Annotated in this window: 22 protein-coding genes; 9 read left to right on the top strand and 13 right to left on the bottom strand. The window is 68.8% G+C overall.

Translation table 11 applies throughout. From position 1 onward, the window contains the following. Positions 1-220: 220 nt before the first annotated feature. From ABZU69_RS03860 to ABZU69_RS03850, 3 genes are all read left to right on the top strand, one after another. Complete coding sequence (locus ABZU69_RS03860) at positions 221-742, top strand: hypothetical protein (protein WP_354962890.1); 522 nt, start codon at positions 221-223, stop codon at positions 740-742. Next, positions 726-3,431: a M48 family metalloprotease gene (locus tag ABZU69_RS03855; protein WP_354962889.1), complete on the top strand. Its 2,706-nt coding sequence runs from the start codon at positions 726-728 to the stop codon at positions 3,429-3,431. Before ABZU69_RS03860 ends, ABZU69_RS03855 begins: the two co-directional genes overlap by 17 nt. 211 nt (positions 3,432-3,642) lie before the next feature. Beyond that, positions 3,643-4,905, top strand: coding sequence for a phosphodiester glycosidase family protein (locus ABZU69_RS03850; RefSeq protein WP_354962888.1), 1,263 nt, complete (start codon positions 3,643-3,645; stop codon positions 4,903-4,905). 561 nt (positions 4,906-5,466) lie between these two features. Here ABZU69_RS03850 and ABZU69_RS03845 read toward each other — a convergent pair. Both ABZU69_RS03845 and ABZU69_RS03840 read right to left on the bottom strand, forming a co-directional pair. After that, positions 5,467-7,857 (bottom strand): pentapeptide repeat-containing protein, encoded by a 2,391-nt coding sequence (locus ABZU69_RS03845; RefSeq protein WP_354962887.1) that lies wholly within the window; start codon positions 7,855-7,857, stop codon positions 5,467-5,469. Next, a complete protein-coding gene (locus ABZU69_RS03840) occupies positions 7,854-9,455 on the bottom strand; it encodes an NERD domain-containing protein (protein ID WP_354962886.1) in 1,602 nt (533 codons plus the stop codon). The genes ABZU69_RS03845 and ABZU69_RS03840 overlap by 4 nt, the downstream gene beginning before the upstream one ends. Positions 9,456-9,513: 58 nt before the next feature. Between ABZU69_RS03840 and ABZU69_RS03835 the strand changes: the two genes are divergently transcribed. Both ABZU69_RS03835 and ABZU69_RS03830 read left to right on the top strand, forming a co-directional pair. Further along, positions 9,514-11,187 carry an NYN domain-containing protein gene (locus ABZU69_RS03835; RefSeq protein WP_354962885.1) on the top strand — a complete coding sequence of 558 codons (1,674 nt, stop codon included), beginning with the start codon at positions 9,514-9,516 and terminating at the stop codon, positions 11,185-11,187. A gap of 8 nt (positions 11,188-11,195) precedes the next feature. Next, on the top strand, positions 11,196-11,945 hold the full coding sequence (locus tag ABZU69_RS03830) for a hypothetical protein (RefSeq protein ID WP_354962884.1): 750 nt from the start codon (positions 11,196-11,198) through the stop codon (positions 11,943-11,945). Between the two features lie 306 nt (positions 11,946-12,251). Here ABZU69_RS03830 and ABZU69_RS03825 read toward each other — a convergent pair whose 3' ends face one another. The 4 genes from ABZU69_RS03825 to ABZU69_RS03810 all read right to left on the bottom strand — a co-directional run bounded on the left by ABZU69_RS03825 (position 12,252) and on the right by ABZU69_RS03810 (position 15,058). Continuing rightward, positions 12,252-12,461 carry a hypothetical protein gene (locus tag ABZU69_RS03825; RefSeq protein ID WP_354962952.1) on the bottom strand — a complete coding sequence of 70 codons (210 nt, stop codon included), beginning with the start codon at positions 12,459-12,461 and terminating at the stop codon, positions 12,252-12,254. Positions 12,462-12,534: 73 nt separating this feature from the next. Then, complete coding sequence (locus tag ABZU69_RS03820; RefSeq protein WP_354962883.1) at positions 12,535-13,830, bottom strand: phosphodiester glycosidase family protein; 1,296 nt, start codon at positions 13,828-13,830, stop codon at positions 12,535-12,537. A gap of 30 nt (positions 13,831-13,860) precedes the next feature. Further along, the gene (locus tag ABZU69_RS03815) at positions 13,861-14,130 is read right to left on the bottom strand and encodes a hypothetical protein (RefSeq protein WP_354962882.1); all 270 of its coding nucleotides are present in this window, start codon (positions 14,128-14,130) and stop codon (positions 13,861-13,863) included. 58 nt (positions 14,131-14,188) lie between these two features. Next, positions 14,189-15,058: a helix-hairpin-helix domain-containing protein gene (locus ABZU69_RS03810; protein WP_354962881.1), complete on the bottom strand. Its 870-nt coding sequence runs from the start codon at positions 15,056-15,058 to the stop codon at positions 14,189-14,191. A gap of 628 nt (positions 15,059-15,686) precedes the next feature. Between ABZU69_RS03810 and ABZU69_RS03805 the strand changes: the two genes are divergently transcribed. Next, positions 15,687-18,053 carry a UvrD-helicase domain-containing protein gene (locus ABZU69_RS03805; protein ID WP_354962880.1) on the top strand — a complete coding sequence of 789 codons (2,367 nt, stop codon included), beginning with the start codon at positions 15,687-15,689 and terminating at the stop codon, positions 18,051-18,053. Here ABZU69_RS03805 and ABZU69_RS03800 read toward each other — a convergent pair. From ABZU69_RS03800 to ABZU69_RS03780, 5 genes are all read right to left on the bottom strand, one after another. After that, positions 18,015-18,383 carry a hypothetical protein gene (locus ABZU69_RS03800; protein ID WP_354962879.1) on the bottom strand — a complete coding sequence of 123 codons (369 nt, stop codon included), beginning with the start codon at positions 18,381-18,383 and terminating at the stop codon, positions 18,015-18,017. The genes ABZU69_RS03805 and ABZU69_RS03800 overlap by 39 nt on opposite strands. A 182-nt stretch (positions 18,384-18,565) precedes the next feature. After that, entirely contained in the window at positions 18,566-18,973 is a 408-nt protein-coding gene (locus ABZU69_RS03795) for a GIY-YIG nuclease family protein (RefSeq protein WP_354962878.1), read from the bottom strand. Positions 18,974-18,983: 10 nt separating this feature from the next. Continuing rightward, positions 18,984-19,247 (bottom strand): hypothetical protein, encoded by a 264-nt coding sequence (locus ABZU69_RS03790; RefSeq protein ID WP_354962877.1) that lies wholly within the window; start codon positions 19,245-19,247, stop codon positions 18,984-18,986. Continuing rightward, complete coding sequence (locus tag ABZU69_RS03785) at positions 19,244-19,507, bottom strand: DivIVA domain-containing protein (RefSeq protein ID WP_354962876.1); 264 nt, start codon at positions 19,505-19,507, stop codon at positions 19,244-19,246. Before ABZU69_RS03785 ends, ABZU69_RS03790 begins: the two co-directional genes overlap by 4 nt. Then, entirely contained in the window at positions 19,504-19,635 is a 132-nt protein-coding gene (locus ABZU69_RS03780; protein WP_354962875.1) for a hypothetical protein, read from the bottom strand. The genes ABZU69_RS03785 and ABZU69_RS03780 overlap by 4 nt, the downstream gene beginning before the upstream one ends. A 355-nt stretch (positions 19,636-19,990) precedes the next feature. Between ABZU69_RS03780 and ABZU69_RS03775 the strand changes: the two genes are divergently transcribed. Together ABZU69_RS03775 and ABZU69_RS03770 are read left to right on the top strand one after the other, a co-directional pair. Continuing rightward, positions 19,991-21,238, top strand: a complete 1,248-nt coding sequence (locus tag ABZU69_RS03775) for a helix-turn-helix transcriptional regulator (RefSeq protein WP_354962874.1) — start codon at positions 19,991-19,993, stop codon at positions 21,236-21,238. Next, positions 21,235-21,729 carry a flavoprotein gene (locus tag ABZU69_RS03770; protein ID WP_354962873.1) on the top strand — a complete coding sequence of 165 codons (495 nt, stop codon included), beginning with the start codon at positions 21,235-21,237 and terminating at the stop codon, positions 21,727-21,729. Before ABZU69_RS03775 ends, ABZU69_RS03770 begins: the two co-directional genes overlap by 4 nt. Before the next feature lie 189 nt (positions 21,730-21,918). On the opposite strand, the gene ABZU69_RS03765 is transcribed toward ABZU69_RS03770, so the two are convergent. Both ABZU69_RS03765 and ABZU69_RS03760 read right to left on the bottom strand, forming a co-directional pair. After that, positions 21,919-22,107, bottom strand: a complete 189-nt coding sequence (locus tag ABZU69_RS03765; RefSeq protein ID WP_354962872.1) for a hypothetical protein — start codon at positions 22,105-22,107, stop codon at positions 21,919-21,921. Next, positions 22,092-22,328, bottom strand: coding sequence for a hypothetical protein (locus tag ABZU69_RS03760; protein WP_354962871.1), 237 nt, complete (start codon positions 22,326-22,328; stop codon positions 22,092-22,094). Before ABZU69_RS03760 ends, ABZU69_RS03765 begins: the two co-directional genes overlap by 16 nt. A gap of 397 nt (positions 22,329-22,725) precedes the next feature. On the opposite strand from ABZU69_RS03760, the gene ABZU69_RS03755 reads away from it, so the two are divergent. Beyond that, positions 22,726-24,552 (top strand): DUF262 domain-containing protein, encoded by a 1,827-nt coding sequence (locus tag ABZU69_RS03755; RefSeq protein WP_354962870.1) that lies wholly within the window; start codon positions 22,726-22,728, stop codon positions 24,550-24,552. Positions 24,553-24,629: the final 77 nt, after the last annotated feature.

Below are 24,629 nucleotides of genomic sequence, written 5' to 3'. Positions count from 1 at the left end.
GTAGCGGCCTGACCAGGCATTATCTCCAAACCGACTACGTCGCGTAACGGACCTTGTCATCGATCGTTTCGATCGGTCTGAGAGGCGCCCAGGGCGGATTTGAAGAAGGACCGCGCCCGACGGTCCGGGGTGCGTCCGTCGAAGCTCACGGGACACCTTTGATTGCCCGCGCTCTATAGCCTGGGGTTCGAATCGTGCTTGGTTCGGCTCGGGAGGCCGCGTGACCATGGAATCCGCCGGCCCATCGGCAACCGTTGACGCGTCGGAGTTCGTGATCGGGCTGGCCCGGCAGGTGAGCGGGCGGCTGGCCCCGGAGGAGTCGGGTGTCTTCGACGAGGTCGCCGCGGTGTGGCGGGCCGGGGCGGCGCAGGGACGCGCGCCGGGCGGCTCGATCGGCTTCGGCATCGAAGAGGCGCTGGTGAGCGCGATCGTCATCGAGGTGGTAGCCACCTCGGTCAGGGAGGTCTTGGGTCTCGGGGCCGGTGCCGCCAGGTCGCGGTGGCGGCGGTGGCGAGCGCCTGGCCGCCGTGGCGTGTCGGGCCGCGAGCTGGCCGGTGCCACGCTGCCAATGATCGACGGCCGGATCGTCGTGACGGCGGCCCAGGTGGCACGGCTACGGGAGGTGTCGCGGCGGCACGCGACGGCCCTCGGGCTGGACGAGTCCGCCGCCGACCTCCTCGCCGACGCCCTCGTCGGTGCCATCCACCTGCCGGAGGCCTCGCCGAATGACGGCCGCCCCTGACGGCCGGCCGCAGCCACTGCTGTGGCTGTACGGCCTGATCGCTGTCTCCCTGGCCAGCGTCGGCGTGGCGATCGGCAACCTGTTCTTCGACGGTCCCCTGTCCCGCGTGCTGCCGGACCGAATCATCCGCGAGCGGTGCGAGGCGTTGCACCGGGAGTCGGCCGACGCACTGAGCACCTGTATGGCGGAGCAGCTCAGACTTCGGGGGTGGGTGGTAGCTGGCGCCGCGCTCTTCCTGCTCGCGGGGACGCTGGCCCTGGCCGTCGCCGTGCCGTGGCGCGACCTGCGCCGACTGGGCCGGTTCGGCCGGCTCGACTCGCCGACGGCTCAGGAGCGGTTCGCCGACCTGTGCCAGCGGCACGGCCTGTCCGGGCGGCGCGTCCCTCGGCTGTGGGTGGCCGGGCCGGCGGTGCGGCACGCGTTCACCACGGCCCTGCCCGGCCGGCGGCCCACCATCGTGGTCCCGGCGCGCCTGGCACTCGACCCCGGCGACCGGTTCGACGCCGTCGTCACGCACGAGATCGCGCACGTGCTGGCCCGCGACGTCAGCTGGGTCTCGGCGGTACGGGGACCGGCGTGGCTCTTCGTTCCCGTCTTCGCGCTGGCGAGCGTACCCATGGTCGGTCGGGTCGGGGCGCGGCCGAGGGTGATCGCGGCGCCGGTCGGGATCACCCTGCTGGCCGCGGCCGTGACGGTGCTCGCGGCCGCGCTGCTGCGGTTGCGCGAGTTCGAGGCCGACCGCTACGCCGCCAGCGCGGGTGCGGAGCCCGGCCTGGTGGCGTTGTTCGCGAAGGCAACGCCGCCGCGCACCAGGCCATCGTCCTGGGCCCGCCGGGTCCTGACTCGGCACCCGGCCCCGGCGGACCGGGCACTCTCGCTGCGGCACGCCGCCCGCGCCTGGGAGGGCGGGCTCGTGCAGGCGGTCGCGGTCGGCTTCGTGGCCAGCACCGCCGTGTCCACCATCGTCCTGCTGGCCAGCTTCTTCGACCTGGACCTGTACTCGATGGGTGGCACCGCCATCCCGGCGGTGACAGGTGCCGCAGTGCTCGCCCTGCTGTTCCCCTCGCTGGTGCGCCGGGCGCGCGTCCTGCTCCCGCACCCGCAATGGTGGCGGCCGGTCGTGGGCACCGGTGCCGGGATCGTGCTCGGTACGCTGGTCGTTGCGGTCGTGTTCCTGGCGGAACAGCCCCTCTACCCCCTGGTCTGGCCGGGCAGCTTCGCCCGTAGCGCGCTCGCCGTGGCCGTGTTCGCACTGGTCGCCGCCGGTGTGGTCGCGCTGGCCGTCAGCGTCGCGGAGTTGGCGGCACGGACTGACCGACCCGTCGTCACCCGCCTTGCGGTCGGCGCGACCGGTCTGGCCGCGGTCGCCGGCCTGTGGCCGGTCGGAGGGATCGCCGGTCTCCTGCACAACACTGACGACCTGCGGTTCTTCCTCGCCTACGGGCTGGGCCGGTTCGCCTGGCCAGCGCTCACGCTCGGGCTGCTGCCGGCCTACGCGCTGCTGTCCCTGTGGCGGGCTCCGCACCGTCGCCTGCCCTGGCTGGTGGCACTCGTCGCGGCGGCGGTCGCCGGCACCGCGGCGATCCTGTTGCGTCCCGCGACGTCCGAGCTGACCGACCAGTTGCGGGCGCAGCAGCAGCGGTGGTGGATCTGCACCGCCGCCGGCATTGTGGTGCTCGTCGTGGTCGCACTGGCCACTCCATGGCCCGATGGCTGGGCTCGAGGCGTGCTCGCCGCGACCGCGACCACCGCCTTCGCCACCGGGGCGCACTACGGGTACGGGTGGCTGTCCGACCGCCCCACCGAACCAGATCTGTTCGCCTCGGACGTCGCGGTCGCGCCGATCTGGCTCGGCTGCGCCACGGTGCTGCTCGCGGCGGTGCTCGTACCCCTGACCAGCCGCCACCACGAATTCACGCCGCCGGTGTGGTCACGCTGGCTGGCCCCGGCGGGCGCGACGGTGCTGACCGCCGCTGTCGCGCTGGCCCTCATCGGCGTCGGCGTGCCCGGCGGCGTCGCCATGAACGCCCAGCAGCTCCAGCTCGCGTCTGACGCCGAGCGGTACGCGGGGGTCCGGCACGCCCTGACCCCGCAACAGGCCGACCGAGTGGCCCAGTCCAGCGTGCTGGTGATCCCCAGGCAGAACTGGGAAGTCACCGATTTCGGCCCCGCCGGCGGAGGCATCGTCTCACCGGAGACGACCGTCTCCAACCCGGCCTGCGAGCCGCTGGTCAGGGAGAGCTTCCTGGCCCCCGGTAAGCCACACCTGCGAACCACAGGTATACGCGCCTACACCAGCGACACCGTCGACGGCGCGCCCACGTACACCGACGTGACCGTCACCGTGTACTCGTACGACGCCGCTGTGGGCGAGACTGTGCTGATCGCCGCCCGCGACGCCCTGCGGGCGTGCCCGTCGTTCAGCCTGAGCGTGTCGTCGGTGTCGATCGACTACCAGACCCGGGACGCCCAGCCGCCCCCGATCGGCGAGCTGGGCTGGCGGTACGACTGCACGATGAGCGCCACGGTCGCCGGCCAGGCGCTCACCGGCAGCAACGCCTACGTGGTGCTGGTCGCCGGGTACACGCTCATCACGGTGCACATGGCCGCATTCGGGGAACCGCTGAACGAGGAGCTACTCCAGTTGGTCCTGGCGACCACCGAACACACCTTGCTGCACCTGAATTGACGGCCAGAGCGCAGTCGAACGCGGACCTCTGGCCGTCTGCTTCGGGAGACGGGCAGATGAACCATCGCGCGCCGGCGGTTCAGCTTGATCATCTCGCCCGTTCACCCCGGCATGATCGGCTGACCAGGAAACTTTCGCTGGTCCGGCCTTCGTCGGGTCCGCTCGAACCGCCGAGCGCAAGGCTCGGGACTTCCTTAGGAAAGGAGCGACGATGAGGTCATCGAAGCTCGTACGCCCGAGTCTGGCGCTGGTGCTCGCCGCTGGGCTGAGCACACTCGTGGCGCCCACCGGTACCGCGCAGGCCGCGATCACGACGCCGGCGGCGTCCACAGCGGACTCCGCGATCACCGTCACCTCGACCGAGCAACTCGCGCCGGGCGTGACGTACGACTCGTTCCAGGTGGCGACGCCACGCGGCGTCACCGTCGGCTACCTGCTAACCGCGGACCTGCACAAGAACAAGGTCTCGGTGGACCTGCTGCATCCCGACGCCGTCGCGCAGCGGAAGGTCGTCTCGGCGATGACGAACGAGCAGGGTGCTGTCGCCGGCGTGAACGGCGACTTCTTCAACATCAGCGAGACGCACGCCGGGGTCGCACCGACCGGCTCCGCCTCGGGTCCGGAGATCGCGGACGGCGAGGACCTGAAGTTCGCCGTACCGAACAAGCAGCGCTTCGGCCCCGGGCTCGCCCTCGGCACCTCGACCCGCGACGTGTTCGGTGTGGGGGTGAACGGCAAAGCGCGCGTTGACACCCTGAGCCTGGCCGGCGAGGTGCGCAGCGCCAAGGGCACGATCACCCTCGATGGCCTCAACCAGTACGCGCTGCCAGTCGGCGGCGTCGGCCTCTTCACCGCCGACTGGGGCACCGCCTCCCGGGTCCGCTCGACCTGCGGCAGCGACACCAGCCGCGACGCCCCGTGCAGCAGCCACACCTACGAGGTGACCGTCCGCCGCGGCGTGGTGACCTCGGTCGGTCAGACGCCCGGCGCGGGTGAGATTCCCAGCGACACCCAGGTGCTCGTCGGCCGGGAGGACGGCGCGGACCAGCTCGACGACCTCGTCGTCGGCGACCGGGTGAATGTGGACGAGAAGCTCGTCTCCGTCGGCAAGCCGAGGCTGACGTTCGCGGTCGGCGGCGCCCCGATCCTGCGCGACGGCGCGCCGCTGGCCGGCCTGGACACCAAGACCGCCGCGGTACGTAGCTCCGCGGGCGCGAGCGCCGACGGCAGGACCGTGTACCTCGTCGCGCTGGCCGGCCGCGCGCCCGCCAGCGCGGGCTTCACCATCGCCGAACTGGCCGACCTGATGCGTTCGCTCGGTGCGCACGACGCGGTGAACCTGGACGGCGGCGGCTCGACCACGGTCGCCGTCCGGGAGCCGGGCCAGGCCGCGGCCACCGCCCGCAACAACCCGTCCGACGGTACGGAGCGCGCGGTCGCCAACGGCATCGGCATCTTCGTCGACCGCCACTGACCGGGCGATCAGTTAAGGGAAGCGCCCCGGCTGATGCGGGGCGCTTCTCCGATACATACGCCGCTCAGCCGGATGCCCGATTTCCGCGACCTGCCCGGCCGGCTGCACGATGACTAGCCCCCGGGACGGCCTTTGCGCGACACGTTATCGGCGGACATGATCGAAAGAATCACCGTTCTATCGGCACCCCTGGCATGAATGTCAGCGATCAACGGCGGCGTGAATCCGCTCATTCTGCTGCCCGTCGCGTTTCCGCCTGAGGCCGGTCGCGTTCCCGTCAGAGCCGCGCGCACCCTGCCCCGACCGCCATCTCCGCTTCTTCGGCTCGACACCCCTGCGGTGCGCCTGCTCCGCCGCCCGGAAGAGTCACTCCGTCGTCCGCACGACCAGCGACACGAATCATCGGCATCGATCAATTCACTCCGGCTGCGCGGCGGGCGCCGGCGGCCGAGTCGCTCCGCGAGGCTGGCCATGGCGGCCTCGAAGTCGACCAGGTCCGCGGAATGGAAGCGGCGGAAGAACCAGTTCGGATCAATGCCTGGCATTGCCGGCGATGGACAGTCAATCGAAGGTCGCGGAGGTCAGGTTCTCCTGAACGACGTGCGAACATCCCTCCACCCGGCAGGTGTCCTCCAGAAGTGACCGGATGGCCGGGGTCACTCTGAGGTTCTGGGCGAACCCCACCATGTCTGCGTAGAGCTGGCTGTGCGTGCGCTCATACCGGCGGCGCTTGGGTATGGCGGTGAGGAAGCCGGCCCGCACCGCACCGCTGAGCACGGAAGCCGGATCAACGATGCGCCGTCCCGACAGCAGGCCCTTCTCGTCGAGCGAGTCACGACGATAGTGGCCGTCCGGCCTTACGAACTTCAGGAACAGGAACCGCAGTTGAAGGGCGGTGGGGCAGGGACCGACGAAGGGGTGCTCCCGGCGCCCGTCCGCGCCCAGCAACTTGACGAAGTCCGCGACGTCCTCGATGGCGGTGCGCGAGTCGATCTCCACGGAGACGAAGCCGGTGAGGTGCCCGAAGTCGGCCTCGGCGAGGGTGGGCAGGCAGGCGTCGAATCGCGTGCCGTGCAACGTCGCGTCGGACAGGTCGCAGCCGGTCATGACGCAGTTGTTGAAGCGTGTCGACTCCAGATTCGCTCCGCGGAAGCTGACGCCGGCCAGCGACAGGCCCGCGAAGGTGAGCCCGGAAAGGTCCTGGCGTTCCAGCGGAGCGTGGATCAGCAGCCGGGCGCAGTCGGGGAGCCCGAGGAGCACCTGGAGGATGTTGCGGAAGGCCGTGGGGGTCGCGGTGGCGCTGGACAGCCGGGTGAGCAACTCCTCGCCGGCGGCGAGTTCCCTGATCCGGGCGCAGAGCACCCGGAGGGCGAAGGAGTCGGGTGGGAACGGGCGACAGTCCAACAGCTGCGCGAACCGTACCGGATTGACGGCGAAATACTGGGCGGCACGGATTCCGATCTGGTGCTCGAAGATCACATCTTGCGCGAAGCGCACCCGCTGCCGCTCCGAGGCGGCACGGAAGACCGGTAGGCGGCAGATGGCCGCGGTGCACCGTTCGCGCTCGGGATCGGACAGGTCCGAGGGAATCACGAACTCGGCGAGCTGGCCGATCTCGTCGATCGGCACACCGCGGTTGTCGTTCTCCAACTCGACGACGGCGACGTGACTGATGACGTCGAGCAGGTCGTGCCGGGAGACGACGTTCTCCTGCAACTGCTCCTTCTTGTACTCGCGATCCATGATCGCGTCGACGGCGTCATGAACCAGATCCATCTCCGAGTAGTCGTTCGGTATCCCGTCGGTCTTGCCCTCGTCGACGCGCTCGGCGAGCAGCTCGGCGTAGTACGGGGTGCCGCAGAGCTTCATCAGCTGCGGCTTGGCGTCGAGGATCGAGAGGAGCTCGCGGTCCTTGTCCTGCAGGCGGATGCGCGCGAAGGTGGTGATCGACTCGGGTCGCCACGGCAGCAGGCGGAACTCCTCGACGTACTCGTGGGCCACCGTGAGGAAGTCCCGCAGTGCTTGGTTGGAACTCAGCAGCGAATCCCGGACGCAGAGCAGGATGCGCGGTGTCGTCGGGTTGTCGGGTCGGGCGACGATCTCGTGGATGTACTCGAAGAAGCCCGGGTCCTGGGCGATGACCTCGTCCAGCCCGTCCAGCAGCCAGCTCGCGAACCCCCGCGTGAGCATCCACTGGAACGTCGGCTGCTTGACCGGCCGCGCGACCTCGGTCTGCAGGAACGCGTCGACCATGGGGCCCAGCGCGGGCGCACTCGCCAGCGCGGCATAGTCCGGCAGGAGCGGCAGCGGCCGGTAGGCCCGCCGTAGCTGCTTCTTCGCCTTCTGGAAGTTGGTGTACAGCGTCGCGAACAGCGACTCGAACAGGACGCTCTTGCCGTACCCCGCCGGCGCGGTTACCAGCACGATCGGGCGGTCCCAGCCGCCCGGGCTGTCGAAACGGCGAGCCAGCTCGGTGAGCAGGTCGCTGCCCACCACTCCGGTGCCCACCGCCTCGAAGGGTTGCGGGGTACGCCGCCGCTCCGCCGTCTCCCCGTCGCGACGGAGCTGCTGCGCGGCCGTTCCCGCCAGGGCCGACACCGACGTGTCGTCCCACTTGAACCGGGCGTCGAAGAACTGGATCGGGACCCGGATGTCGACGTTGTACTCGTGCTTGGCGAGTCTCCGGAAGTCCGTCGACAGCCCCTGGGTGGACTCCACCAGCAGGAACTTCGCGCCGGGAGTGCGCGCCTCCTCCGCGAAGCGTTGCAGGAGGGTCGCCTCGCGGCGATTCAGCTCCTCGGCGTCCGGGGCGGCCGGGCACCACACCGTCATGTGCTCGCTGTTGTCCGCGTACGCTGCCCGCCTCGCTCGGACAACTTCACCCCGCAATTCCCCGGGAACCGACCAGCCTTCCGACTCCAGGAAAGTGACAGCCTCGTCGTACAGCGTCATGAACCATCCTCCATCAGGAATCGAAAGGGTTCCCACCGGTCCGGCCGGCCAACGACGTGCAGGTAGGCGCAGGCCCGGCTGACCGCGATGTAGCTGGTCGTCCAGTCCTCCTCGCCGTCATCGGCGTAGACCACGGCCGGGGCCTCGCATCCGTGGAACTGCTGCACCGTGCAGACCGCCAGCTCGTCGCCGCGGAGCCCACTCCTCGTCCGCACGCCCCGGTCCGCCAGCGTCCGGCGGATCGCGGCCTGGTTCGCCGTCGTCGACGTCAGCAGCACCAGCTGGGAGGCCGGCAGGTCCTTCAGGATCTCGAGGACGGCGTCCGCGCACGCCGACGGGAGATCCGCGGAACCGCCGCTGAGGCGCGGCGGCCGCCCAGCGGGACCGGTGACGGGCGTGTGCGCTCCCGAGATCCGTGCGACGAGCTTCGCGATCGGCAGGACGTTGCGGCAGTTCTCGGTCAGCCAGAACTCGTTGAACGACCCGTCGGGCCGTGGGCGCCACGTCCCGGAGGAGTCCCGCTGGTACGGGTCGGCGAACAGCACCACCGAACCGTCGGGGCGGACGAGTTCCCGCAGGGCGTCCAGGAGGTCCTCGTCATGACTCTGCGCCTCGTCGACGATGAGGCAGTCCAGCGGCTTGCCGTACGCCTCGGCGAGGGCCAGCACGGTGACCCAAAGCTGCTCACCCTCGTACTCGCGCAGGCGATCGGCGCCGTAGAGGTCGCACAGCACGTCCTCCGGGTCGCCGGAGCTGACGCCTTCCACCCGCAACCTACGCCGGATCTCCAGGCGCAGGTTGCGCTGCTGTCCGATCACTGCGACCCGCAGCCCCCTGGCCGCCAACTCGCGCGCCCGCTCCTGAGCGAGGACCGTCTTACCCGTGCCGGCCGCGCCGAGCACCAGTGAGGCGCGCTTCTTGGAGGTGCCCTCCAGCACCTCCAGTTGGCGACCGGTCAGGCGGATCTGGCGCTGGGTCAGGCGTGCGAGATCGTCCGACGCCAGATCGACGTCGTACCGGAGGGTGCGGGCGACGACGGCGGTCGGCGCGATCGCCGCCAAGGCCTTCTCGAAGTCCGACTGGCTGGCCCAGCCATGCTGGTCCCAGTGGGCCATGACGCGTTCCAATAGCATCTGCGCGTGCTCCAACGCCGCCGCGGTCAGCACGATCGTGTCCGGCGCGTGCGGACCGAGATTGCCCGAGGGCCGGCCGTCGGCGAACACCACACAGTGCCCGGCCGGGACGTGCCGGATGCCGGCGGCTTCGCGCAGCCACCCGGCCAGGGCGTATTTGTTCCGAACGGCCTGGTCGAACGGGTCGGCGTTCAGCGGCACGTCGCCGCCGCGGCGCTGGGCGAACCACTGCCGCCCCGCGACCCGGTAGGAACCGTCCTTGACCTCCATGATCAGCAGGCCGCGCCCCGGGTGGAGCAGGACGAAGTCCGCTTCGCCCATCCGCCACCTCGTCCGACCCGGGTCGAAGAACGCGAGGCTGTGCAGCACGAACCACGAGTCGTTGAGAGACCGGAGCTTGTCGAAGACCGCCCGTTCCCCACGAGTGGCGTTCGGTCGCAGGTGCTTGGGATAGAAGCGCGCCACAGTCCGCCTCCCCGACACGGGCCGTGCGACGACTGTGGTGACGACCCAGTAATCCACATTGTCTGCTCGCTCGCGGACTGTCGCGCTCCACCGGACTTGCGGTCTTCTATGGATGATCGGTCATCTGGAGGTCACGTACCGCGAACCGAACGCCCCCGGCGACGTCGCACAAGTGATGAACATCGTGGCCGAACGGATGAAGAAGCAGCGGGGAGACACGGAGGCAGAATTCGGAAATCAATCGCGCCTCGATGAGCTCACGGAGGAGCCGCAGATGGCCGTCGGAAACAAAGGTGTCCTGCTGGTCGACTGGGACAACCTGGCCGGCGCGATCATCGGCCGCGGCCATGTGGTGGAGCGAGGCATCGTCGACGCCCTCTGGAACGATGCGACGACCCGGTGCGGCGGCCATCTTCAGTACAAGCACATGGCGGCGACGAAGTTCGACGGAAGCATCTCGACCGCGATGGCCGAGCACCTCATCGACGACGATGTGGTGGGCAGCGCCAAGGAGCAAGCCGACATCCATCTGACCGTGCTGGCGATGGACTACCTCTACCAGGACTGCGGCCAGTTCGTCCTGGTGACCGGCGACCAGGACTTCATCCCGCTGATCCGCCGCCTGCTGCGCGACGGCTGCCGGGTCACCGTCGTCTACGGCGACAAGGACCGGCTCTCCCCCCAGTTCCGCGGCATTCTCACCCTGCCCGGTCTGGACTCCATCTGCATCGACGACATCTACACCCTGAAGAAGCCTCCGCCGGCCACCTGCCGAGCGCTGCTCGGCCTGCTCGAACTGCAGCGTCGCGGCATCATCCTGGGCGGCAAGGAACAGGCCGACCGCACCGCGACCCTGGCCCGCTGGGGCATCCTGGAGAACGAAGACGAGAGTCGGTACTGGGCGCTCATCGAGTCCCTCGGTCACAAGGTGGTCCGTACCGACGCCGCGGTGCGGGCCAAGGAGCAGTTCCTTCCACGCAACGCCACCCGCACCTACCTCGACGTCGGCTCCGGCCGGTTCGGCGACATCATGGCCATCGACTACCTGGTCCGGCGGCTCGCCGCACGACCCAAGGGCCTGACGGTCACGGAGCTGCGTGCCGGCCCCCTACAGGCGGACAACGGTGCCCGGCTACTGCGGGTGCTCGACGCGCTGACCGCCGTGCCGGTCGTTCGCAAGGGCGCGGACGACACGTACGCGGTGACCGTGAACGACCTCGGCCTCGGGTACCTGGAACCGCTGTGGCGGGTCCATGCCGGCCTGACCATGGAGTGCTTCCGGACGCAGAGCCGGACCCTCCCGTTCCGGCGCCTTCCCGGACTACTCAGCGCGACCGGTGTCGGGCAGGGGCCGGAGAAGTTCGCCGCCGGCCTGATCAACAGGGTCATGAAGTACGCGAGCGCGGCAGGCGTCGTGGACGCCGTCGCGGTCGGCGGCGCCCGCCACGCACTGGCCACGAACTCACCGTTCGCCCGTCCGATCGAGGACGCCTATCACGAGCTCTACCGCGCCTTCGTCGGCCGGGCTCCGAGCCCGATACCGGAGAGCGAGATCCTCGAGTTCATGGCGGTCAAGGACCGGACGCGGGCAGAGCCGGTGTTCGGTTACGACTCGCGTGACCGGCACCGGATCCTGCGCATCCTGGCACAGTCCCGGGCCATCACCTGGCGGAGCGAGAAGGTCACGATCCCCCAGACGCGATGGGGCGACGCCGGTTCGTCCTTCGCCTAGGAGCTCCCGTGCCGCGCTGGACGAGGAGGCTGCTGCGCGGCGCCGGCAGATACGGGCTGGCGCTCGCCGGGGCAGTGGCGGTCTGCGCCGCCGGCACCGCCGTAGTGGTGGCCTTCACCTGGCCGACCCAGCAGGCGGCCGCGGTCGCCGGCTCGTTCGCCGCCATCGCGTCAACCATCGGTGTGCTGGCCGCGATCCACCTCTCCCGGCAGGCGTTGTCCCGGACGGACCGGCAGCTCGCGGAAACACGCCGGTCCCTGGTGCTGAGCAGGTATCCGCTCCTGCTGCCGATCCACCAGTCAGTGGCGTTCCCGGACTCCGGCGGGATGCTGGCCCAGCATCCACCGGCCCAGGAGCGCTTCGCGCTGACCTCCGCGCCCGCCCCGGCATACGCGTTCCTCGCGATCGCGAAGGACAGGTTCCTCATGCCGGTGGAGAATGTCGGTGAGGGGCCGGCGCTGCGAATTCGAGGGACGTTGTGGTGTTCCGACGGGCGCAACGGCCCGGTCGCCGGCGTGCCGGTTCTGGGGGTGGGCCGGACCGGTGTGATGGCGGCCGTGATCCGGGCCGATGGACGGCCGCTGCCGGAGGCGCTCCGTTCGATGACGGCACGGGACGCTGGGCCGAGCATCGCCTACTGGCTTGATCTCGAGTATGTCGACGTCTTCGCGAACCCTCGTCGGACAACGGCGCTCTTCGACCCGCGAGGGCTCGGCGCCTGGCACTACGTGCAGGGGCACGAGCCGGGGACGCTCTGACCGCGCCCGGACGCGATCAAGCGAAGGCCGTCGGACATGCTGGAAAAGTGAAAGCCCCAGCACGAAGGCTGGGGCCGGGTATTGAGACGGATCGGACAATGACTACGTTTCAGCTCATCATCGCCAGCCACCATCTCCCCTATGAGTAGAGGTTACGGACACGCTCCGCCAGCGTCAACTCGGCTACCCGTCCGTGTCCGTACTCCGATCGGCTCACGGCGAGCCGCGACTTGACGGTCGCCGCCAGTGCATCCGGCCATGACTCCGTCGACGGGTGGGCGTGCGCAGCAGGGCATCCGAGCGCATCTAGTACGCCTCGTCGACGATCGCCCACGGCCAGCAGCCCTCGGCGATGGTGGCCCACTTCGCGGCCGTACCGATGATGACGGCCGGACCGACGAGGTAGGCGGAACCACCAACCCCGTCAGCATCGACCACCTCCCCGACCGGCTGCCGCCCGGCCCCAGCGGTCCCGCCACCATACGAGCCCGGGTGCGGGCCGCTGGCACACGCCACCAGCCCGCACCCTCCCCTCGATCAGCCGGCGCGCTCCCCCACCCGGTAGGCGACCAGGCGTCAGCGGCGGCGATCAGTGCCCGCTGCGGTACCGGCCCTCCATGTAGACGAGCGCGTCGCCGACGGCGCGCTCCGCCCCGCTCGGGTGGTTGACCAGCACGCCCTCGGCGGCCATCGCGGTGGAGCCGCCGCCGTCGAGGTTCACGGCGTCGTACATGCCGAGCGCCTCTGCGACGGCTGCCGTCTCGTCCAGCGTGGTGCCGACGCTGGTGGTCTGGCGGCCGTCGATGGTGGCGAGCACGATCTTCCCGTCCCGCGTGGTGCCGGCGATGGTACGGGGGTTGCGGGCGAAGAAGCTGTCACCGGGGGCGCCGTCAGGTACGACGATTTGGCCGTTGGCGGTCAGCCGGTAGCGGCCGTTCACGCCGAACAGGCCGGGGCGCACCGGGAACCTCTCGCCGTCCTGGTCGACGAGGGTCGAGGTCCGCTGCAGGCAGCCCCGCGCGGCCACCGCCAGCAGGGTGACCGTCTCCTGCCCGGTGGCCTGGAGCGAGGTCTGGCCGGCCGCCAGGGCGGTGCCCCGGGTGGTCGCGGTACGCACCACGCAACCGAGCCGGTTGAGCACGACCTCCACGCCGGCGCCGGACGGGGTGGCCGCCGCGAACTCCGGAGTGAACTGCGTGACGTCACCGGCGACCGTGCACTGCGTCTGGTCGGCGAGGGCGGCGCACCCGGCCGGGACGACCGGCGGGTGGTTGATGAACTCCAGCGGCAGGGTGGCCCCGGTCTGCCGGTTCCGTACGCTGCCCGACCAGCTCAGCTTTCCGGCTGCGGCCCGGTTGGTGTTGGCGTCGACGACGAAATTGACCTCGGCCGGGTCGGTGGTGGGCTCGCTGAGCAGCTTCCCGCCGAACAGGCCCAGCCCCACCGGGTCACCCGGGTACTGCTGGCTGGCGGTGAAGGTGAAGAAGGAGGCGTTGACGCCGGCCAGGGCACTGGATGCGCGTACCAGGTCGGTGGTCTTCTCGACCTGGCTCAGGTTCGGGCCGTACGTCGCCTTCAGGTGGCCCCGCGCGCGGCGCGGGTCGATGGTCAGGACGTTGACCACCCACGGGCCCCGCGTGGTGGTGTTGATCTGGTCGGCCGGCGCCGGCTCGGTGCCCCGCACGATCCGGGTCAGGGTGACGCCGGAGGCCAGGGTGCTGCTGGTGCGGACCTCGGTCAGGTCGGCGTCGCCGATCGGCAGGGTGCTGGCGGCGGCCTCGGCCCGGGCTCCCGGAACGACACCGAGAGTGACCGCGGCCAGCGCGGCGGCGGCGAGCGCCCCGGCGCGGCGGAAGCCGGCGAGGCCAGAGTGGGAAACAGTCATGCCCTGACCCTCGCGACGGTACGGAACGAGCTACCCGACATCACCTGACACCCGGGCAAACTGTTGGTGTAGAGGATCGGCAACTGCTGACCAGTTGCTGAAAAGAAGCTTCACCGCCGTGGGCACCCAGGCGGCAACCTGTTCGACCAGGGCGCGCAGCGGCGCAAGGCCGGTGCCACCGGCGACGAGCAGCAGATCGTTCGTGCGCGTTGGGTCGCGGCGCAGGCCGGTGTTGCCCGGTGGGCCGAACCAGAGCAGCTCGCCGGGGCCACTGTCGCAGCCCGTCTTCCATCCCCGCATTCGGCCCGGCAGGTCATCGCCTCCCTCTCCAGCCGGGCCATTTCGTCGGCGACTTCGCTCAGCTAGGCGTTCGCGTCGACGGCGTCGCGGCCACATCCAGAGTGTGGCTCGGTGGCGGCTGGCCGGCGGGTGTTCCCTGCTGCGGTACACAGGTCACCAGGTTTCTGAGATGAGCGAACTCATGTGGCGCGAGATTCGCGACGGCCGCGAACTCCTCCACGCTGCCGAACCCGCGGCGCACCCGCCGTTCGGCCACCACCCGCTGCGCACGCTCAGGGTCAAAGTGAGCAAGAGCGGCGAGCTGTTCGAACGTCGCCCCGTTGACATCCACGGCCTCTGGGGGCCCCGCCATTGGCGCCGAGGGCGGTTGCGGCGCCGGTAGCGGCGACGGCTGAGTGGGCGCGGGCACCGCCGCGGTCCCGTTGCCGGAGTAGGCGCCGGGCTGCGGCATCATCTCGGCGACGGCGGGCGGCGCGGCTGTGGGCAGGGACGGTGGCCCTGCCTGAGACGGTGGGTACGGACTGCCGGGCCAGGTGGGCGGCGGCGCCTGGGGCCGGGCGTACCAAGGAACGTGGCCGGCCCGCCAACGCAGCCACGACGAGTTGATCAGGAATCCGTGCACGATGCTCGCCACCCACATCGCCAGGAGCACGGCCGCTGCCACATCCTTTAGAGCGCTTGTCTCGTCCGACTCGCCGACAGTGGCGAAGGACGTCCAACCGATCACCAGGTAGACAATGCCGGCAATCCACCAGGCCGGGCGCCGGGCGCGCAGGCCGATGTAGAGGAATCCGGCCCCAGCGAGGAAGCCGCAGCCGGCGACGGGCAGCAGCAGCCAGAGGCTGTGCCGGATCCGCCAGTCGAGGTTTGCTGCCGGATTCGGGGGGACCGGTGGAGGCTGCCAGCCTCCGTTAGACACGCTCGACATCTCGCTCCTCCTGCAGGCACTGCACGTTCACGTTCGTCCTCGTGTCTCGACCGTCCAGCGGGCCCTGGACCGCCGTCACGGCGGCTACGGCCAACGGCAGGAGTATCAGCGAGATGCTCAACGCGCCCCCTCGATCATGCCGCCCTCCCAGGGCGTGATGATCTTCCACCAGGGCAGGCAGCGACGCATCGTCGGGGCGGATAGCGCTAGGTGAACGGAACGGTGGCTCGGGACAGCCAGCCGGTTCGATCTTGACGTTGCCGGCGCCCCAATCGAAAGATTGGATCTTGTGACCGGCCACCCGTCTCTGTAGGCTCGCCCGCCGCGGCGTCAAACTGAAGGGAGCATCCTGAGCGCTCCCGGCAGATCGGGCCGCAGCGGAAGACTCGTTGCCTATGACCGTACTGATCGCGCTCGTCTATAGACCCGGCCGGTCGCCCCCGGCGCCGAAAGGTTGAGCGGGCAAGCATGCACTCGACCGAGCGACAAAGCCGTTGACCGACCGTACGGTCAAGGGATCTTGATCGGACTCGCCGCGCCGACCTCAGCGTCCTCGGCGCCGCGCGAGATGGGCCGATTTGTCGTAGCGAGTTGCTGCGGTGTGCGCAATGTCAGCGGGAGGGCCAAAATGTATGCGGTCTCGGAAGAGTTGAGTCGCGAGCAAAAGTACTTCGACGCGGCTTGGGACCACCGGGAGCGCATGCGCACGACTCTGGGTCTGGCCGCAGGCGCTGCTGCCAATAGCGGCGCCGCCGCGAGGATCAGGCAGGACACTCAAGCGCGGCTGGACCGCATAGGCGGATCGGACGATCCCGTCGCCTTCGGCCGGATGGATTACGAGGACGGCGAGGTCTTCTACATCGGCCATCACGCGATCTTTGATGACCACGCTGAGCTGCTCGTCATGAACTGGCAGGCACCTGCCGCCGCCCGCTACTACGAGGCGAGTCACGCCGACCCGTTTGGGCTGCGCCTCAAGCGCAATTTCGAGTGCTCGAGCAACACGATCACGTCGTTCAGCGACACGGTGTTCGCCCAGTTGGCCGCTGACGTCGCTGAGCTGGAGGCGCACGAGGACGTCGACGACGCGCTGCTCGCAGACCTCAACAGCAACCGCACCGGCACGATGCAGGACATCGTCCGGACAATCCAGGCGGCGCAGTTCGATCTCATCCGCGGCCCGATGGACCAGCTGTTGGTCATTCAGGGCGGGCCGGGCACTGGCAAGACAGCAGTTGCGCTGCACAGAGTCTCGTGGCTGCTGTTCAACAGTCAGGGTCGACTCTCGGCCCAGGATGTGCTCATCATCGGCCCGAGCCCCACCTTCACGCGCTACACCCGCACGGTGCTGCCCAGCCTGGGTGACACGAGCATTGAGCAACGTGACATCAACCAGCTGCATCCACCGGTGAAACGTGGTCGCCAAGAGGATCCCGAAGTTGTGAGGCTGAAGGGCGACGGCAGGATGGCTGGACTTCTGCGGCGAGCTCTCTACGCTCGGGTCGGGCCGCCCGAGGGACAGCATTGGATTGAGGCGCAGATCGAGGGCCGCCCCGTGCCGATTGCCGCCGAGGAGCTCAAGCCCTTGATAACGCGGTGCCGTGCCAGCGCCGGCACATACGCCGAGCGCCGACACCTGTTCCGGGATCTGCTGACCGATCTCGTCTCCCCCCGGGTCCGCGTGAGTCCGCAACGACTACGGACGGCACTCGATCCCGTCATGGACAGGCTCTGGCCGTCGTTCACCGCCGCATCGTTCCTGCGTGAGCTCTACGGCTCGCGCGACCGGCTGATGGGGGCGGCGGGCGACGAATTCACGGCTCGGGAAGTTTCACTGCTGCATCGGCGGCCCGCCGATCGGCTCTCTGAAGAGACGTGGAGCGACGCCGACCTTGCGGTACTCGACGAGGCCGAGCACCTCATCAACAGCGTGGAGATCCGTTTTACGCACGTCGTCGTCGACGAGGCGCAGGATCTCTCGCCCATGCAACTGCGAACCATCGCCCGCAGGTCTGCCAACGGATCCATGACCATCGTCGGGGATATCGCTCAGTCGACCGGCCACTGGGCGCGTGACGACTGGGACGAGGTTCTCGATCACCTGCCTGCCGATCTTCCCCACGTCCGGGAAGAGCTGCGTTACGGCTACCGGGTACCCCGACAGGTCTTCGAGCTTGCGGCCCAACTCCTGCCTCTCGCCGCTCCCACGGTGCAGGCACCGCAAATCGTGCGGGACGGTCCGGCCGAGCCTCTCATCCACCGGGTCGACGGGGACGAGCGTGCGGCTGAGGCCGTCCGCGTCGCGATGGGGCACGCCGCCCACGGTCGATCCGTAGCGATCATCTGCCCCGCTTCCTGCCGCCCGGACACGGAACGAGAGCTGACGGCCAAAGACGTGGCCTGGCGTGCCGCGTCCGCCGGTGAACTCGGCCCAGGAATCAACCTGGTCGGTCCTCAGGAAGCCAAGGGCCTCGAGTTCGACGCGGTCGTCGTCATGGAGCCGGAAGACATCGTCGCCGAGGACGACCGGGGCCACCGCTTGCTGTATGTCGCGCTGACCAGAACCACGCGGTACCTCGACATCGTCTGCGTCGGAGACCCGCTCGCTATGAACGACGACGACCGCGGATCGGGCGAACCGACGACGGGCGGCGCCGACGAACTCCTTGATGCGGGGACCGGAGATGCGGTCGATGCAGAGGAAGTGTCGGAGTTCGAACCCGTCCCATGGGCAGAACTCCTCGAAAAGGCGGCTGGCTTGAACCCGGGCGCAGCCGATGAGTCAGATGCGGCCGAGATTGAGGACGGCCCACACGTTGATCCCCGCGCGGCGGTAAAGCCCTCCCACTCGCCGCCACCACGAGGACACGTCTCCCAGCGGTTCGTCGACCTGGCGGCGGAGGAGGTAGTCACGCTCCTCCGGGAAACCGTCGCGCCGAATCTGTGGAAGTCCGTACTAGCCAGAGCGGGCGAGGTCCTCGGCGCAGAGGGCTGATCCACGGAGATGGATCGGCAAACGGTCGTCTCGCCGGCGATCTGTGACGAGGCTGCTGGCCGACGTCAGGCTGTTGCTCAACCTCGCCGACCGTAGACCGCAAGATTTCAGGCGCGTCAGCCGGTAGCCACTTCGGCGGAGCGGCGCGCGGGGCAACTCGACGGCGGTGGTCCGGTCGGGTTGGTCCTCGGCGTACTCGCGCATGCTTCCCGCCTCGTGGAGCACGCGATAGCGGCCGAACCCATCGACGCTCTGAAGAATCTGGATGACCGGTCCGACTCGACTGGGGTCGGCGTGAATGGCAACGATGTCACCGATGTTGAATCCCATGCTCGCCCCTCGAACTCGCACAAGGCGACTGGCCCTCGATCGCCGCCTCGCCCGATTGCTGAGAGCATAGGCACGCTTCGACATTGTCGACGGCGCCGTTCAGCCGGGTGGAGGTCGATCTGCGCCGAAGGTCGGAGGACGGAGCCGTTCCGGCTTGGGGCAGTCGCTCACGCGCCGCTCCGCTATTCGCCACCGTCCGCGTGACGTGGCTTCGGCACCTGCCGGTTGAAGCGCGGCTTGAGGGCGACGACCAGCGCTTCCTTCGTACCCTCCGGGTTGTCGGTTTCGTGCCAGCGGACCTCGCGCCGGCCCAGCCAGTCGGCAGTGTCGGCGGCCGACGCCGCGTTGTCCGGGGCGTCGAGGAGCTGTCCGACCTGGTCGTGCAGCACCGACGAGTCGCGGTTGCCGGTCAGGTGCTGCCGGAGGCGTTCCCGCAGACCCCGCCTCGTCCGGCCGACGTAGATGACCACCCCGCCGTCGAGGACCACGTGCACGCCTGGGGCGTGGGGAGCGTCCGCGACAGCCTCCATGGTGTACGGCTGGGGTGCCGTGAAGCCGGCCAGCAGGTCGTCGTGCTGGGTGTCTGGCATTTCCGGGACGCTACCGGCGTGGGCCCTCCTCCGTGGCCCCGCACGGGCCGTCGTGGTCGTTGCGGCGTCGGCAGCGGCCGGCGCCGTCGAGCTTGGCGTCACACCGGATTCGGGTACGCAGGAACTGCTGATCCTCTTCGCTGAGGGTGGTCTCGCCGAAGTCGATGGCGGTGACGTGGCCGAGCGAGTCGCGCAGGGCCACGGCGAGGGTGATGGCCTCGTCGAGGCTAGTCAGGGTGGTGGGCAGGTGGATGATCCAACGGGGTGAGGTCATCGCTGCCACCGGCTGTTGCGTGAACCCTGATCTGTGTGGCGGCAGCCGGTGTGCCGGGACTGCCACTGCCTCAGCGCCTGGCGGATGCGTTCGGCCTCGGTGTTTGCCGTGGTCAGCTCGCGGTGCAGGCGTTCGAGTTCGTCGGCTACCCGGTTGAGGTAATCGTGCACCTGGGCGGGGTCGAGGCCGCGCCAGCGGGTGTCGAAGGAGGCGATGCGGGCGTGGTGCGGGTGCAGGCTTTCCCCGGTCACGTAGATCATCGCTGCGGCGCCTCCTGCTCGGCGTGGATCTGCCGGTCGGTGAGGCCGCGCTGGTCGAGGATCCGCCGGGAACGAGCGGTGCAGGCGGCACGGGCGCGGAGCGCGGTCGTTGCGGCATCCCAGGCCATCGAGCCGCAGCTCCGCGGCGTGCACGGTGACCGCCTTGACGGCGAGACCGACGTCTTCAGCGGTGACGAAGGTCGGTGGGGCAGCTTGCCGAGAACCTTGTCGATGGAATCCATGGTTCTCCCTGGTTGTCGCGTTCGGCGCCGAGGCGGGCGGGGACGGCGGCTCGCCGTTCGGGGTACGACGGGATACCGGAGCCCAGCACCCGCCCCGGGCCATGCCCCCAAGCTTCGGCAAGAAGCTGACCAGGAACTACAGCGTCCGAGAGGCCTCGGTGACGCAGAAATGAGGCATCTCCGTACCCGCCTGATCGACGAACTGTTACTACAGTGGCGGCAGACGGAGGGAGATCGGGTCGTGGCCTTGAAGCGACACCTGCTCTGCCAGCGGCGCAAAGCCCTCGGGTACAGCCAGGAGCGCCTGGCCGAGATTCTGGGCGTGGAGCGGTCGACCGTGGTGCGCTGGGAGAACGCCGAGACGGATCCTCAGCCCTGGCATCGAGCCCGCATCGCCTCCGCGTTGGGAGTTACGCTCGAACAGCTCGACGACATGCTCGTCGACGTATCGTTGGCAGTGCATCGAGGGCAGGCCATGGGAGATGAGACTCGCAATCCCGCTTCCGGCGCTGCCCGGCCGGAGCTGCTGAACGGCCTCCGAACCTTCCTGACCAACTACCTGACAGCACCCGCTGGGCCAGCTCAGTCGGTCGTCGAGGTGCGGCGAAGCGTCGGCCGAGTGCACAACCTCTACCAGCGGGCAAGCTACACATCCACTGTCCGCCTGCTACCGGACGTGCTCAGCCAGGCGACGGAGCTGTCGAGCAGGTCCACCGGGATGCATCGCAGCAGCGCTTTCCGGCTGCTCGCCGCCGCGTACATCGCGGCATCAAAGCTGGCGGCCAAGGTGGGCGACGGCGAGACCGCCTTACTGACCGCCGACCGGGCTTCCACGGCGGCGCGGCTCGCCGACGACCAGGCGCTTGCGGCCGTTGCGGCGTACCAGGCGGCCTGCGGTCTCATGCGGCTGCCTGGACGGGCAACCGTGGCCGAGCAGGTCGTGCGGAGCAGCATCGCTCGGCTGACAACCACTGCCCCTCCGAGCGATCCCGACCTGCTCTCCGCTCAGGGGGCATTGCTGCTTCTGGCTGCCGTCATGACGGCCGGACAGGGCAATCCGAAGGAAGCACGTCAGCTCCTGACGCAGGCTGAAGGGCTGGCAACGACGCTGGGCTCTGATAGCAACCGATTGTGGACTGGATTTGGCCCGACGAACGTCGTTATCCACGCAGTCTCCGCTGCAGTTCGGACGGGCAACGCGGACCGGGCACTGGAGATCGGAACGCGGCTCGACACCTCGCGGCTACCGACGGCGTTGGTTGGCCGAAGGGCACAGGTGCACGTCGACCTGGCGGCAGCGACGATGAGGTCGGCCGGCGACAAATCGGCATCGGTGCTGCACCTGCTCGAAGCCGAGCGGATAGCCGCCGAGATGGTCCACGCCAACGTTCAGGCCCGCACGCTCCTGCTGGACCTGCTGACGAAGGAGCGACGAGCGGCGACACCGGGGCTGCGGCCGCTGGCTGAACGGGCTGGACTGCTCGCATGATAGAGCGGGGCGTGCTGTCTCTGGTCGCCTGCGCCGCTCCTCCCGTGCTGCGCATCGGTGAGCTGATCGAGTTGCTACAGAAGGACGGCTGGACTATCTGCCTCACCGCTACGCCGACCGCCGCCACCTGGATCGACAGTAAAGCGCTCGCGCGGCAGACCAGGTATCCGGTCCGGGTCGAGTGGCGGATGCCCGGTGACCCGGAACCTCACCCTCCGGCGACCGCAGTTGCCGTCGTACCGGCCACGTTTAACGTCATCAACAAGTGGGCTCAGGGGATCAACGACACACTCGCGCTCGGCATCCTCAACGAGGCGCTCGGTGCTGACATCCCGGTGTACGCGTTTCCGAACGTCAAGGCACAGCTTGGTGCCCACCCGAGTTATGACCGGCACCTGCGGCTACTTCAGGGGGCCAATGTCATCGTGTCGCCACTGCCCGCCGAGCTGAACTGGCGGATGGTCGCGGACCAACTCCAAGTGCCCGTGTAGCCCCTGCCGACATGTCCGCTGCCTCCTGCCAACGGCGAGGCCCGGACCCGCTTCCTCCAAGAGCTCCCGCTGAACCGCTCGATCCACGCCGAGGCATCCTGACCTTTGCGGCGCTGAGGGCGACGACTGCCGCTATCCTCCCCCGCCGGTGGGGCGCCGCGGTTTCGGCACCTGCCGGTTGAAGCGCGGTTAGAGGGCAAGGACAAGGGCTTCCTTCGTACTCTCCGGGTTGTCGGTCTCCTGCCAGCGGACCTCGCACCGGTCCAGCCAGCCGGCGATGTCCGTGGCTGATGCCACGCCGCCGAGCTTGTCGAGTTCCTGGCCGACCTGCTCGTGCAGTACCGACGACCCGCGGTTGCCGGTCAGGTGCTGCCGCATGCGCTCCGCAGCATTCTCCCGGTCAGGCCGACGTAGATGACCACGCCGCTGCGGAGAACCACGTGCACACCGGGGGCGCGGGGAGCGTCGGCGACGGCTTCCATGGTGCACGGCTGGGCAGCCGCAGGCGCGCTCAGCGGGGATCCCCTGGCCGAGACCACTGCGAGCAGGAACGCGAGAGGATCCTCGATGACGAGCCGATTGGCCTCGGCATGCGCCACGAACAGGGGTGTAAGCCGGCACGCTCGTTGGCATGGTCGCGCCCGTACCACAGAAGGGCGTCTGCGATCGCGCCCTCGCCTGCACTCCGCTGGGCGGGCACGCGGGCCAGCCGGCGGTCTGCTCGCCGGTTGGACCGGTTGCGGCTGTACTGCCGTCGACGGCGGAACCTAATATTCGGCATGACGCGAAGCTCTGCCCTGCTACTGCCCATCTTCGGCACGTCGAACTTGCGTGCACCCCGCGGCCGATGCAGGTTATCGGTCGTCTCCGACTCCGTAGGTAGGGGTCGCGCGAGACAAGGTGTGGGCCGTACGGTCATGAGGTCTATCTGCTTACCAAGGGCTCGCAGCAAGATGGTGGACAGTCTCTCCCTCTCAAGAACAGTGAAGGAAGCGCATGGCAGTCGACGCGTTCGGCATCGAGAAGGAGTTCTTAAAGGATCTGCTGCGGGACGTCGAGGAGGGCGGGGCTCAGCTACCGGAGTTCCAGCGGGGCTGGGTGTGGCCCGATCGCAACATCGCCAGCCTTCTCGCATCAATCTCGCTGGGTTACCCGGTAGGAACTGTCATGATGCTGCGCACTGGGGGCCCGGTCCGGTTCAAGGAACGTCCGGTCGAGGGTGCCACCCCACCGGTCAACCAACGGCCCGAGCGGTTGATCCTCGACGGCCAGCAACGGCTCACCTCGCTCTTCCAGTCGCTCAAGCTCGGCAAGCCCGTACGAACGCAGGATGTCCGTAAGCGGCCAGTTTCCGGGTGGTTCTACATCGACATGAGGGCGGCCTTGGACCCGGATGGCGACCGAGAAGAGGCGATTTACTTCGTCCCCGAGGACCGGGTCGTGCGCAACTTCCGCAAGGAACCAATCCGGGACTACTCAACGCCAGACAAAGAGTACGACGCGCACTTCTTCCCGCTCCACCAGGTCTTCGACCCGGACAACTGGTCCATGGGCTTTCAGGAGTATTGGGACTACGACAGGGAGAAAATTAAGCTCTGGAACGCCTTCCGCAGGGAGGTCGTCAACCACTTCTCGACGTACCAACTGCCCATTATCGAGCTTGGCAAGGCTACGCCGCGTGAGGCCGTCTGCCAGGTCTTCGAAAAGGTGAACACGGGCGGAGTCACGCTGACCGTCTTCGAGCTGCTCACTGCCACCTTCGCCGCCGACGAGTTCGACCTGCGGCGGCACTGGGAGGAGTGCGAGGCCAGCTGGTCAGCACCGGAGTACCGGATCCTTTGGGAAGTATCAAACACGGACTTCCTGCAGGCCATCGCCCTTTTGGCTACGAGAGCACGGCGCGAGGCGGCCGCAGCGAGTGGAGCCGAGGAGGAGCGCCTTCCTCGGGTGGGTTGCAAGCGCACCGACATGCTCGGACTGACGCTCGATGAGTATCGACGCTTCGCTCCGCTGATCGTCAAGGGGCTGGAGGCGACGGCGCGCTTCCTGCACCAGCAGTACCTCTTCGACACGCGGTTCCTTCCCTACGGAACACAGCTAATCCCGCTGTCGGCAATCTTCGCTGTACTTGGCGCAGAGGCGGAGAACGCCAGCGTTCAGCAAAAGATCGGGCGGTGGTACTGGTGCGGAGTCTTCGGCGAACTTTACGGCGGCACCACCGAAACCCGATTCAGCCGGGATCTACCGGAGGTCGTCGCCTGGGTCCGCCGTGGCGCAGAGCAGCCTCGCACCGTCTTCGAAGCGCAGTTCGCCCCGTCGCGCCTGCACACGTTGCGGACCCGCGGCAGCGCGGCGTACAAGGGTATCTATGCCCTCCAGCTCAAAGAGGGAGCGCGCGATTGGCGGACGGGGGCGGCTGCCACGGTCGCCAATTACTTCGACGACGCCGTTGACATTCACCATATTTTCCCGAAACACTGGTGTGACCAGCAGGGAATCGGGGCGAGGGTCTACAACTCCATCATCAACAAGACGCCCTTGACTGCCCGGACCAATCGGGTGATCGGGGGGCGAGCCCCTTCGGACTACCTGTCGCGGTTGAGCAACAGTGCTCAGATCGGGACTGAGGCGCTGGATACTCTTGTCTCAACCCACATGTGCGAGCCGGCGCTCATGCGCGAGGACGACTTCGAGGGGTTCTACGCCGCGCGCAAGAAGGCGCTGCTGGAAAGAATTGCCGGCGCCATGGGCAAGGCCATCGACGAGGACGCGGCCGACTACGGCGAGACACTGGAGCCCGACGACGACACGGAAGACATGTAGCCGGTCCAGCTGGGGGCCGTTCTGATGCGGGGTCGGTTCCGAGGCGAGCGGACACCCGCGAAGGGCGTGTGAAGGCG

The sequence above is a fragment of the Micromonospora sp. NPDC005206 genome (genome assembly GCF_040608175.1).
Classification (GTDB): domain Bacteria; phylum Actinomycetota; class Actinomycetes; order Mycobacteriales; family Micromonosporaceae; genus Micromonospora.
This window is presented reverse-complemented; position numbering and strand designations above follow the sequence as displayed.

Excerpts from the sequence above, each read along its gene's own strand:
- ABZU69_RS03855 (WP_354962889.1), top strand. The coding sequence starts at position 726 with ATGACGGCCGCCCCTGACGGCCGGCCGCAGCCACTGCTGTGGCTGTAC.
- ABZU69_RS03850 (WP_354962888.1), top strand. The coding sequence starts at position 3,643 with ATGAGGTCATCGAAGCTCGTACGCCCGAGTCTGGCGCTGGTGCTCGCC.
- ABZU69_RS03845 (WP_354962887.1), bottom strand. The coding sequence starts at position 7,857 with ATGACGCTGTACGACGAGGCTGTCACTTTCCTGGAGTCGGAAGGCTGG.
- ABZU69_RS03820 (WP_354962883.1), bottom strand. The coding sequence starts at position 13,830 with ATGACTGTTTCCCACTCTGGCCTCGCCGGCTTCCGCCGCGCCGGGGCG.
- ABZU69_RS03815 (WP_354962882.1), bottom strand. The coding sequence starts at position 14,130 with ATGCGGGGATGGAAGACGGGCTGCGACAGTGGCCCCGGCGAGCTGCTC.
- ABZU69_RS03810 (WP_354962881.1), bottom strand. The coding sequence starts at position 15,058 with ATGTCGAGCGTGTCTAACGGAGGCTGGCAGCCTCCACCGGTCCCCCCG.
- ABZU69_RS03805 (WP_354962880.1), top strand. The coding sequence starts at position 15,687 with ATGTATGCGGTCTCGGAAGAGTTGAGTCGCGAGCAAAAGTACTTCGAC.
- ABZU69_RS03800 (WP_354962879.1), bottom strand. The coding sequence starts at position 18,383 with ATGGGATTCAACATCGGTGACATCGTTGCCATTCACGCCGACCCCAGT.
- ABZU69_RS03795 (WP_354962878.1), bottom strand. The coding sequence starts at position 18,973 with ATGCCAGACACCCAGCACGACGACCTGCTGGCCGGCTTCACGGCACCC.
- ABZU69_RS03790 (WP_354962877.1), bottom strand. The coding sequence starts at position 19,247 with ATGACCTCACCCCGTTGGATCATCCACCTGCCCACCACCCTGACTAGC.
- ABZU69_RS03785 (WP_354962876.1), bottom strand. The coding sequence starts at position 19,507 with ATGATCTACGTGACCGGGGAAAGCCTGCACCCGCACCACGCCCGCATC.
- ABZU69_RS03780 (WP_354962875.1), bottom strand. The coding sequence starts at position 19,635 with ATGGCCTGGGATGCCGCAACGACCGCGCTCCGCGCCCGTGCCGCCTGC.
- ABZU69_RS03770 (WP_354962873.1), top strand. The coding sequence starts at position 21,235 with ATGATAGAGCGGGGCGTGCTGTCTCTGGTCGCCTGCGCCGCTCCTCCC.
- ABZU69_RS03765 (WP_354962872.1), bottom strand. The coding sequence starts at position 22,107 with ATGCGGCAGCACCTGACCGGCAACCGCGGGTCGTCGGTACTGCACGAG.
- ABZU69_RS03755 (WP_354962870.1), top strand. The coding sequence starts at position 22,726 with ATGGCAGTCGACGCGTTCGGCATCGAGAAGGAGTTCTTAAAGGATCTG.